General features: G+C 71.4%; 9 protein-coding genes. 2 read left to right on the top strand and 7 right to left on the bottom strand.

Annotated features, from left to right (window positions below):
- A partial coding sequence (locus tag B4M60_RS01130; RefSeq protein ID WP_291079522.1) for a ParB/RepB/Spo0J family partition protein occupies positions 1-927 on the top strand: 927 nt, incomplete at its 5' end.
- Positions 924-1628, top strand: a complete 705-nt coding sequence (locus B4M60_RS01125) for a hypothetical protein (protein WP_291079521.1) — start codon at positions 924-926, stop codon at positions 1626-1628. The genes B4M60_RS01130 and B4M60_RS01125, both read left to right, overlap by 4 nt.
- Here the strand turns inward: B4M60_RS01125 and B4M60_RS01120 are convergent.
- The 7 genes from B4M60_RS01120 to B4M60_RS01090 form a co-directional block, all read right to left on the bottom strand.
- Positions 1597-2787 (bottom strand): N-acetylmuramoyl-L-alanine amidase, encoded by a 1191-nt coding sequence (locus B4M60_RS01120; protein WP_291079520.1) that lies wholly within the window; start codon positions 2785-2787, stop codon positions 1597-1599. The two genes, B4M60_RS01125 and B4M60_RS01120, sit on opposite strands and share 32 nt — an antisense overlap.
- Positions 2788-2878: 91 nt before the next feature.
- Positions 2879-3220 carry a thioredoxin gene (trxA, locus tag B4M60_RS01115; protein ID WP_291079519.1) on the bottom strand — a complete coding sequence of 114 codons (342 nt, stop codon included), beginning with the start codon at positions 3218-3220 and terminating at the stop codon, positions 2879-2881.
- Between the two features lie 39 nt (positions 3221-3259).
- The gene (gene trxB, locus B4M60_RS01110) at positions 3260-4192 is read right to left on the bottom strand and encodes a thioredoxin-disulfide reductase (RefSeq protein ID WP_291079518.1); all 933 of its coding nucleotides are present in this window, start codon (positions 4190-4192) and stop codon (positions 3260-3262) included.
- Between the two features lie 96 nt (positions 4193-4288).
- Positions 4289-4861, bottom strand: coding sequence for an RNA polymerase sigma factor SigM (gene sigM, locus B4M60_RS01105; protein WP_291079524.1), 573 nt, complete (start codon positions 4859-4861; stop codon positions 4289-4291).
- Between the two features lie 105 nt (positions 4862-4966).
- Entirely contained in the window at positions 4967-6568 is a 1602-nt protein-coding gene (locus B4M60_RS01100) for a protein kinase family protein (RefSeq protein ID WP_291079517.1), read from the bottom strand.
- A gap of 89 nt (positions 6569-6657) precedes the next feature.
- Complete coding sequence (gene murJ, locus B4M60_RS01095) at positions 6658-8493, bottom strand: murein biosynthesis integral membrane protein MurJ (RefSeq protein WP_291079516.1); 1836 nt, start codon at positions 8491-8493, stop codon at positions 6658-6660.
- A partial coding sequence (locus B4M60_RS01090) for a hypothetical protein (protein WP_291079515.1) occupies positions 8490-10694 on the bottom strand: 2205 nt, incomplete at its 5' end. The genes B4M60_RS01090 and murJ, both read right to left, overlap by 4 nt.

The raw sequence follows: 10694 nt of genomic DNA, 5'->3' as shown, positions 1-10694 counted from the left end.
GGGGACCGCGGCGCGAGGGATGGCGTCGAGCCGGGCTCGTCGGGCACGGTGCCGGAGCGAGCCGGCGCTGTTTCACGTGAAACCACCGAACTGGTCGATCCCGGCGCGGTGTATCGAGAGATCCCGCCGTCGAGCATCGATCCCAACCCCAAGCAGCCGCGGACGCACTTCGACGAGGAGGCGCTCGCCGAACTCGCCCACTCGGTCAAGGAGTTCGGCCTCCTTCAACCGATCGTCGTCCGCGAGATGCCGGATGGCCGCTACCAGCTCATCATGGGCGAACGACGCTGGCGCGCGAGTCAGCGCGCGCAGCTCACGGCCGTCCCCGCGATCGTTCGCCAGACCGAGGATCAGGACCTCCTCCGCGACGCCCTTCTGGAGAACATCCACCGGGTGCAGCTGAACCCCTTGGAGGAAGCCGCCGCCTATCAGCAGCTCCTCGAGGAGTTCGACGTGACCCAGTCGGAACTCGCGCTACGGATCGGGCGCTCCCGCCCCGCCATCACCAACACGATCCGGCTGCTCCAGCTCCCCACCGCGGTGCAGCGGCGGGTCGCAGCGGGCGTCCTGTCGGCAGGACACGCGAGGGCGCTGCTCGCTCTGGAAGCCGGTGCCGCAGCCCAGGACGAGCTTGCGGCACGCATCGTCGCCGAGGGCCTGTCGGTGAGGGCGACGGAGGAGATCGTCACGCTCGCGAATCGCGACCCCCGAGGCGCGGAGCCGACGCGGCGGCCGACTCCCCGGGGTGGCCACCGCGATCCCGCCCTCGAGGCGGTCGCGGGGCGTCTCTCGGACCGGTTCGAGACCTCCGTGTCCGTGACGATGGGCCGCCGCAAGGGTCGGATCACCATCGACGTGGGTGACACCGAAGACCTGCAACGGGTACTCGCCCTGCTCGAGGGCGGGACCACCGGACCATCACGATGATCACCATCCGTCCGCTCGACCTCTCGGCCGTGGACCAACTCGGACCTCGCGCACGCAAGTGCGTCTACTGGCAGACGGACGGGAACGAGGGGGACGCCGCCCCGGGTGACCCCGAGTTCGAGAAGGAGGCCTGGATCTCCCATGTCTCCTTGGAGTGGGGTGTGTGCGGTCAGGTCGCCCGGAACGGTGAGCACTCCGCCGGCGCGGCCTTCTACGCGCCACCGGGGATGGTTCCCCGCGCCGCGTGTTTCCCGACCTCCCCGGTCGGGTCGGATGCGATCCTGTTGGCGGGGATGAGCGTGGAACGGGACGCGCCGACGGGTTCGCGGACCTCGCTCCTCGACGCGGTGGTGGTCGATCTCCGAAGCCGCGGAATCAAGGCCATCGAGGCTTTCGGAGTCACCTCCCAGGACACGGGGTCCATTACGTCACGTGACATGTGCGGGGCAGGCTCGTGTGTCGCGCCGACCGGCTTCCTGATCGAACACGGCTTCACCGTGGTCGCGGACCACGAGACCCACCCGCGCCTGCGGCTCGAGATCGAGAGCGAACATCTGTGGAAGGCGGATGTCGAGCGGGCGCTCGATCAGCTCTTCGCCGAGCGGGGCTTCGCCACCCGGAAGCTGGGGGTCCTGTCCGTGTCCGGGGTGTCGGCCCGGAGCGGCGGGATCAGTCCCGCTGGCGCTGCTCGAAGTCGATGAGGTCGTTGACCGACATCGATCCGGTGGGATGGTCGTCCTCGTCAAGGAGATAGAGGCGCTTCACGCCCACGAGGATCGAATCGACGATGGTGTCCTGGGCGGTCCGGTCGCCGAGGATCTGCAGATCCATGGGGTTGTAGGCGTACCCCAGGACCACCTGGACGGACGGCATGCGGGTCATCCGCAGGAGCGGCCAGCTTCGTCCGTGCGTCCGGCAGTCGCGCAGGCCGGTTCGGCTGACGATCTCACGCTGGATGAAGCCGGACAAGGCCTCGCCGAGCATGGACTCGGCCCCGAGGGAGTTGCCGAAGTAGAAGGTCGCGATCCCGTTGCCGACCGGGTTGGGGTGACGGTCCAGGCGCAGGGAGATCATGAGATCGGCGTTGAACGCGTTGGCGATCTCCGCCCGTTCGGGATCGGTCGGGATCATGGCCTCGGGGCGGGAGAGGAAGACCTCGACCCCGGCCTGGTTCATCCGCTCGGACAGTCGCCGGGTGATGTCCCACAGCAACTCGGCGTCGGTGATCGTGCCGAACGGGGTCTCGATGCGGATCGGGTTCTCCGAACCGCTGGGACCGGGATCCAGGACTATCCGCTTACCGGCGAGCATGGGCCCCGCCCTGCGGGCCCGCTCCTTCTCGACGAGGGAGGACACGTCACCGCCCTTGAACAGGGAGGACAGATGACCGAGGGTGTCCAGTGTCTCCGCGCCGACCACTCCGTCGGCGGGCAGGCAGCAGTCCCGCTGGAAGTCGGTCACCGCGGCGTGGGTGAGCGGACCGAAGGTCCCGTCGACCGGGCCCGCGTAGAAACCGAGCTCCCCCAGGCGACGCTGGAGCTGCGCGACGTCGTCTCCCGCGACCGGCTTGGAGACGATGTAGCTCAGGTCCCGGGTGCCCAGCACGTGACTGGCGTCCTGAAGCGCGGATTGGGTGGCCGGACCCACGATCCCGTCGGAGATGAGCCCGCGAGCCTGCTGGAAGGCAAGGACGGCGGTCTCCAGGTCGGCGTCGAAGACGGCATCGGTCCGCGCCAGTATCGATCCCGTCTCCGGCTCGGTGACGCCGACGGAGTCGATGGTGTGGAGGAGGCCCATGCTGGCGAGGGTGGCCCGGATGGACGCCACCTCGGGCCCACGGTCACCACGTCGCCACGCCATCGGTCTCCTCACGTTCCACTCGTCCGGTACCCGGATGAACATACCGCCTCGGGGGCGGGCGTGCCCGGGGCGCACCCGCGCGGGGCGGGGTCTACAGGACGTCGCCGAGCTCGGTGCGGAGTGCGGACTTGGACTTGGCCCCCGTGATGCGCTTGACCGGCTCGCCGCCGGAGAACAGCAGCAGGGCGGGGATCGCGGTGATCTGGTATTCGGCCGCCAGCTCCTGGTTCGCCTCGACGTCGACCTTGGCGACGGTCAGCTTGTCCGCCTCGGCACCGGCGAGCTCGTCCAGGACGGGTGCCATCATGGTGCAGGGGCGGCACCAGGTCGCCCAGAAATCGACCAGCACGGGCTTACTGCCGCTGGCCGCGAGGACGGTCTCCGCGAAATCGGCCTCGGTGACGTCGATGATGTTCGGGGTGGTGGAAGCCATGCTGCTGGTCCTCTCGGTGGGGGGTGACGGGGTGGGCTGTCAGGCCTGCTCGGCGAGCCACCGTTCGGCGTCGATCGATGCCGAACATCCGGAGCCGGCGGCAGTGATCGCCTGCCGGTAGCGATGGTCCACGAGATCGCCGCAGGCGAAGACGCCCGGCAGGGAGGTCGCGGTGGTCTGCCCGGTCAGCACGTATCCGTCGCCATCCACCTCGACCTGGTCGCGGACGAGCTCCGATCGCGGGTCGTGGCCGATCGCCACGAACATCGCCGAGGTCTCGAGCTCGCTGGTCTCGCCGGTCACCGTGTCGCGGAGTCGCAGCTTCTCGACGGAGCCGCTGGGACCCGAGAGCACCTCGTCGACCGTGGTGTTGAGGACGAAGGAGATCTTCTCGTTCTGACGGGCCCGCTCGAGCATGATCTTGGAGGCCCTGAACTCCTCGCGACGGTGGATGACGGTGACCGAGGAGCCGAACTTGGTGAGGAAGGTGGCCTCCTCCATCGCGGAGTCACCGCCCCCCACCACCACGATGGGCTTGTCCCGGAAGAAGAACCCGTCACAGGTCGCGCAGGCGCTCACTCCGCGGCCGAGGAGCTCCTGCTCCCCCGGGATGCCGAGGTAGCGGGCGGCGGCGCCCATCGCGAGGATCACGGCGCGGGCGCGGTGCTCCTCCTCCCCCACTCGCACGGTCTTGACGTCGCCGACCAGATCGATCGACGTGACGTCCTCCATGCGGAGGTCGGCACCGAACCGCTCCGCCTGCTCCCTCATCTGCATCATGAGGTCGGGACCCATCATGCCCTCGGCGAATCCGGGGAAGTTCTCGACCTCCGTGGTGGTCATGAGCGCCCCGCCGAACTGGGAACCCTCGAACACCAGTGGCGTGAGCTCGGCCCGCGCCGAGTAGATGGCTGCGGTGTACCCGGCCGGACCGGATCCGACGATGATCACGTCGTGGAGGGTGTCGCTCATGGGTTCGGGGGCTCCTTGGCGGGTGGGGTGACGAGGACTGCACGGATCCGTGGGACCTCCTAAGGCGACAACACGTGAGGGGTCGGCGTTGTTCCCTCATGCCGTGAGCGTCACACCGCGGAGGAGGACGCTGAGCTTGGCGCGGCCTCGCGAGCATCTGCTCTTGACGGTGCCCGGCGGGACGTTGAGCAGGTGGGAGGCCTCCGCGACGGTGCACCGCAGCATGTCCACGACCACCACCGCGTCGCGTTGTTCGGTGGGCAACTCCGCGAGTGCCTCGGCCACGATGATCGCGTAGGCGGGATCCTGATGGAAGTGGTCCCGGAGGGAGATCTCCTCGTGCAGCGTCGGGGTGAGCTCGGTGTGCGTGCGCAACCGTTGGGAGCGCATCTTGTCCAGGCAGGCGTTGACCACGATGCGGTAGAGCCACCCCTGCACAGGACAGGCGTGCCGGAAGGTGACGGCCTTGCGGTAGGCCGACATGAGAGCTTCCTGCAGAGCCTCCGCCGCGTCGTCCCGGTTGAAGGAGGTGCGGATGGCCAACCGCCACAGGTAATCGTAATGACGCCTGACCAGGGCGGAGAACGCATCGGGGTCGCCGGCGACATGCGCGTCGAGCAGCTCGGCGTCGGTGAGGGAGGACGCTGCCGTCAGCGGCGGGCGTTCCACGACCGAGGCGGGGGCGTCGACGGAACCGGTGTTCACGGGCGTCACGCTAACCCGGCACGGTGTGCAGTGGGGACGTCATCTCGCGACCCCCGGGGTGCCCTGAGGTCAGCGTGTGAGCTCGACCTCGGTGATCGACGCGGCGTAGGCCTGCGGACCGGAGGTGCCCAGCCTGGTGATCCACACCAGCACGAATTCGGACTCCTCGGGGCTGTCGATCGTCACCGCTCCGGAGCCGCCCCGCACCGTCCCGTCCCCGAGCAGGGTGGTCTCGTCGAGCGATGTGGGCGAGGCGCTGCGGGCCGAGCGGACCTCGAACTCCACGCCGTCGTCCGCCGAATAGACCACGACCCGGCGGGTCTCCTGCGCCCGGTCGAGCGAGAACAGCAGTCCCACACCGGGTTTGAACGCAGCCCCGCTCTCGCCGAACTGATTGAGATAGGTGTCGGTGGACCACGAGGTGGACCGGTCGCCGTCGGCGGCGGCGGGTGCGCTGGCGGAGTTCTCCGCGGTGCCCGCCGACGACGTCGGCTGCCACGAGGTGACGGCCGAGACGGCGATGGGGGTGGACGGCGTGGAGCGGGCGGCCTCCCCCTGCTCCCCGTCTGCCGGTCCGGGTGCGGCGGACTCGGCGGACCGGCTGGCCTGGGCGGCGCGCTCGATCGCGTCGAGCTGCTGGGTCAGCGGGGTGTCGTTCCGGCTCCCGGCGAACGCGCCGAGCATCCAGGCGAACAGCAGGGCGATCACCACGACGGCCGCCGCACTGGTCCCGGCCATGATCTGCCAGCGCCGCTTCTGCGTCTCCTCGTCCGGGGGGGTGTACGGCTCCGGGCCGGTGCCGAGGTCGGTGCCGAGGTCGGGGTCGGGGTCGGTGGGGGCGGTGGCCGGGGCGGGACGGACGGGCCCACCCACCCGGTCGGCGATCATCGATCTCACGGTGGCGGCGGAGCTGACCGACGACCCGTCGAGGGACCGGATCGCCAGGACGGCGGAGTCGTGCGGCACCCCGGAATCGAGGACGGTGGGATCGACCACCTCGTCGTCATCGTCCGTCGGGGCGACGGTCGGACGGCCGTCCAGGGGATGGTGGTGCTCGGAACCGCCGGGCAGCGGTCCCGGCCATCTCCCGGTGAGGAGGGTGTAGAGCACGGCACCGAGCCCGCGGACGTCCGTGTGGCCGTCGGCGGCCGAGGAGACGCCGGGGAACGCCAGGACGGCTCGACCGTCCTCGGTGAGACGGATCCGGTCCGGCGAGTCGAGTCCCAGGAGCAGGCCGGCGTCCTCGGCTCTCGTGGCGGCGTCGGAGAGCCCCCAGACCGCGGCCACGGCGGAGTCGGGATCGGGGTCGCCGGCGGCCGCCGCCAGGCTGCGGCCGGGTACCCACTCGCTCACCACGATCCCGCCGGCGCGACCGCGGATCACGTCGAGCACGCGCGCGAGCCCATCCGAGTACACGCCGGTCAGGGCCACGGTGCGGTCGAGGACGCCGGTGGCGGAGCCGGGGGGCTCCTCGCCGGGGAGCGGGTCGACGAAGGTCAGTGCGACGTCGCGGCCGAGGCGCTTGTCCCGCGCTCGCCAGAAGGCCTGACCGGCGACGCCGCCGTACGGTTCGAGGAGTTGGTAGCGACCACCCGAGACGAGACCGCCCGCGCTGAGCAGGGGCGGGGTCGGGATGGCATCGTGCTCCGGAGCTCCGTTGCCCTCGCCCACCCGTCGACCTCCTCGATCCTGCGGCCGCCCACCGGGCCCGACCGCTCGTAGCCACTCCGAGTGTACGGTCCCCCAGGCGGGGCACCCGACTATCGCCCCAGCCGCCTCGCGAGACCCTTGACGACGGGGGCGACCGCGTCGAGTTCGGGCAGACGCGACCTGGACAGGATCAGCCCGGTGACCGAAAGGGCGATGACCGCGGCCAATCCGACCCGGACCACGAACCCGATGCTGCCCACCGCATCGGTGAGCAGGTCCAGCGGGAGGACGGTGTCCGCGACGAGGGCCGTGAGCGCGCCGACGACGGAGGCGGCGAGTGTCCAGACCGCGGATCTGGCGGTCTCGCGTCCCCGCAGGGACCCCAGCTTGCGGCGCAACAGGACGTACCCGGCGACCGCTCCCACGACCCATCCGACCCCGTTGGCCAGGGCGAGGCCGATCACCACGTGGGAGCGCTCGTCCGCGACCAAGGGGACGATCAGGGACAGCACCACTCGGACGACCGTGATCGCGAGGATCATCACGGTCGGGGTCCAGTAGTCCTCGCGGGCGTAGAACACCCGCTGTTGGAGCAGGACGATCGCGTACGGGATCAGGGTGAACGCGCCGAATGCCAGGGTGAGGCCGAGGATGTCGGCGTTCTGGGCGTCGAAGTTGCCGTAGCGGAACAGGCCCGTGGCGATGGAGGGTCCGAACGCGGTCATGAAGGCGATGATCGGGAGCAGCCCGAACAGGGACAGGCGGGTCCCGAGCGAGATGTCCCTCACCACGGCGTCGGAGCGGCCGGCGACGCCGTTGTCCGCCAGCCGCGGGTTGATGGCGGTGAGCAGAGTGACGCCGATGATCCCGTAGGGGACCTGGAGGAGCAGCCAGTACGTGCCGTAGATGGCGATGGCCGCCTCGTCCGCGGCGGACCCGATGCGGTTGGTCATCACCAGACCGACCTGGGAGATCGCCACGTACGTCACCCCGGCGAGGGCGTTGCCACCGAACTGCCTGATCCGGGGGTCCAGGCCCCATTGGGGGCGCAGGACCACGCCGGCGCGGCGCAGGGCCGGGAGGAGGACGGCGGCCTGGACGATGACTCCCAGGGTGGTGCCCAGTCCGAGCAGCAGGATCGGCGCGCTGAGCAGGTTGACGGGCTCCGCCGGGTCGATCCCCGTGCCGATCACGGCGAACAACGCCAGGGTCGCGATGGCGACCACGTTGTTCCACACCGGCGCCCACGCCCCGGGGCGGAAGACCCCGTTGTAGTTGAGGACCGCGAGCATCACGGAGAACACGCCGTAGAAGAAGATCTGCGGCAACAGCAGGAACGCGAAGGCCGTGGCGAGGTCGGTGTTCACCTCGCCGTCACCCAGGTTGAGGTCGGTGAGCAGAGGGGCGCACGCCACCGCGATCACGGTCGCGACCAGCGCGAGCGCGGCGGTCGAGGTGAGCAGGCGTCTGATGAAGGAGACGCCCCCGTCGGGGTCCTCCTGCGCGGCCCTCGCGAGCAGTGGCATGAACATCGCGGTGAGTACCGAACCCAGGACCAGCTCGGTGATCATGTTGGGAAGCGTGTTGGCGGTGTTGAACGCCGACGCGACGGCCGGGCCGAGCACGGTGAGGATGAGGATCATCCGGACGAATCCGGTGATCCGGCTGGCGAGGTTGGCCACCGCCATCGACCCCGTGGACCGCATCACCGAGGCGTCGGAGGAATCCCGCGTGGTACCTCCGGTCCCCCCGCCGCGGGGCGACGCACCGGTCGAGCCGGACACGAGTGGCTGGTCCGGGACCGCGTCTGGCGCGAACGAGTCGGCGACGGGCGGGGGCGAGACGGGGCGGGGCAGGACACAACTGCCCGGCTCGCGGAGTCTGTCCCGCAGCCCGGGGTCGGGTCGGCGCAGCTCGGGGTCGCGGGGGCCCTGCTCGTCGTTCACGGTCGGTGCCCTTCGTCCGCGGGGTCGAGGATTCCCCGACGGTAGCGCAGGTATCGACGACCACCCAGGGCGAGGGCGAGGGCGGCGGCGGCCAGGGCGAAGACCTGCGCGACCGGGTAGCCGCCGGATTGCACCGAGATCTCGACCGGCGCGGACAACGCCTGACCCCCGGGCGCGGAGAGGGCGAAGGTCACGGTGTGCCGGACGCCGCCGTCGGAGTCGGACTGGGTGGGAACCTGGAGCGTCCGCGACCCCGCCGCCGGGATCTGGATGACGCCCACAGGGTCGACCTGGATGGCCGCCGGCGCACTGACCTCGATGTTCACCCTCACCGGGAACGGCAGCGCGTTGCGGGTCACCAGCAGCAGCGGGCTGTTGGGGCTTGCCATGGTGAAGACGCTTCCCGGCGGCAGCAGGTCCACCCGGGCGAGCGACGCCGAGACGGTAGCCCCCAGCCGGTCGAGTCGGGTGGCGGAGCGGAGCCGTGCCGCCGTGCCGGTGCCGGTCTCGGCGGTGAGGCCGTCGCCGTCCGCCCGGCGCCCGGTTTCGGAGATCACCCGCAGGGCGTCACCCAGCAGCGGGTCGATGTGGCTGTCCGCGCCGACGGAGGTCGGATCGGTGGTGTCCACGAGCGAGCGGAGGGTCCTGATGCCCTCGAGGGAGACCTCCAGTCGCTCCGCGGTCGTTCCCGCGGGATCTCCCGCGAACGGGTCGGCGGCCCCGGGATCGGTCGCCCCGGTGGGATCCTCGGCAAGGCTCCCCTCGGGGACCGTGACCGGCTCACCCAGTCGCTCGGTCAGCGAGACCGCCCGCATCCGGCCCGAGGCCAGCTGATCGCCCAGTGAGTCGAGCAAGGAGCCCGCGGCCACCTCGTCGACGGTCCAGACCTGCGGGGGCACGGCCAGGACCCCCCGGGTTCCCGCGTCGGAGCCGGGCTCGAGCAGCGGGGCGAGGAGCGCCGCGCGGGCGTCCTGCAGCCGGGCCGCCGGGGAATCCGCCGTCAGCCAGTACCGGGTGTCGGGATCCGAATACCGCGGGTTCTCGGGGAGCGACCCGGTCGCGGCGAGCGCGGCCCCCAGGGTGGCCGAGTAGGTCAGGGCCCGCACGCCGTCGGTTCCGGCGAGGCCGACGAGACCGGGGCCGGGCACGACCCCGGTGTCGGTGCGGGTGGAGGGGGCGGCGACGATCACCGTGGTCCCCGGGCCCGCCAGCGCCCGCGCGGCGTCGGGGGCCAGCGTCCCCGAGGCCGGCACCAGGACGTCCGGCACGGGGGCGACGTCCAGGATCCGTTCCACCGAGTCCGAGCGATCCAGGGCGGCGGAGGTCAGGGTGGTGTCGCCGATCGCCCCCACCACGTCGAGGTTCGCCTGGGCGGCCGGGAGGGCCACCACACAGCCGCCGGCGGCGAGCGCGCGGAGCTCGTCCAACCACCGGGAGGCGTCCCCGGACACCGGGCCGGGATCAGCGGGCCCGCCGCCGTCGTCGATCACGACCGGCCTGCCGGCGGCGAGCTCGGACACCGTCCCCAGCAGCTCCGGGTCCACCGCCAGACACGTCGCCCGGCGCAGCGCCTGCCCGCCCTCGCCCCCGAACGCGGCGGAGGCGGCCCGCAGCAGGCCGGTGAGCCGGCCCTCCTCCGAGAGGTCTCTCAGCAGGGACTGGTCGGTCAGGGCCACCACGGGGTCCGGGCCGTCCACACCGGGCACGAGTGCGATGCGGGTCGGCGGCGCCGCCAGCGGCCACAGGATGGTCAGCGGAACGGGAGCCGGGACGGTCCCGTCCGCCGGCTCGGAGGCGCCCACCTCGCCGTCGTCGCGCGGAAGCGGCCCGGGAGTCGGGGCGTCCAGGACGGGCAGGAGGGTGCGGGCGTCGTCGAGCCGCGCGGGCGACCCGCCCTCCGGGGTGCCGTTGACGTTGACCAGGAGCGGGTAGACGCCGGGTTCCGTGAGCTGCAGGTCCGGGCCCGGCCGGCCGGGGGCCTCGCGGGCGGGCATGGAGACGCGGTAGGTGACCGACTCCCCGGGGTCGAGAGCCGCCGCGACCTGCACGAACTCGCCGCGCACCCCGAAGGACGGTTCCGACCACACCAGCGGCGCCCGCACCGACTCGGCACCGGCCGCCCGGGGGCCGCGCTGGAGCCGGACGTCCACGGACTCGAGCGGCGTGTCACCGACGTTGCTGATCGTGCCCGACACCGTGAT

The sequence above is a fragment of the Dietzia sp. UBA5065 genome, assembly GCA_002415925.1.
GTDB lineage: Bacteria > Actinomycetota > Actinomycetes > Mycobacteriales > Mycobacteriaceae > Dietzia.
The sequence above is the reverse complement of the archived record's forward strand: the minus strand, read 5'-3'. Positions and strand labels throughout refer to the sequence as shown.

What these genes read in the sequence shown, in the direction of transcription:
- trxB (WP_291079518.1), bottom strand. Translation starts at nt 4,192, where the DNA reads ATGAGCGACACCCTCCACGACGTGATCATCGTCGGATCCGGTCCGGCC.
- B4M60_RS01120 (WP_291079520.1), bottom strand. Translation starts at nt 2,787, where the DNA reads ATGGCGTGGCGACGTGGTGACCGTGGGCCCGAGGTGGCGTCCATCCGG.
- B4M60_RS01125 (WP_291079521.1), top strand. Translation starts at nt 924, where the DNA reads ATGATCACCATCCGTCCGCTCGACCTCTCGGCCGTGGACCAACTCGGA.
- trxA (WP_291079519.1), bottom strand. Translation starts at nt 3,220, where the DNA reads ATGGCTTCCACCACCCCGAACATCATCGACGTCACCGAGGCCGATTTC.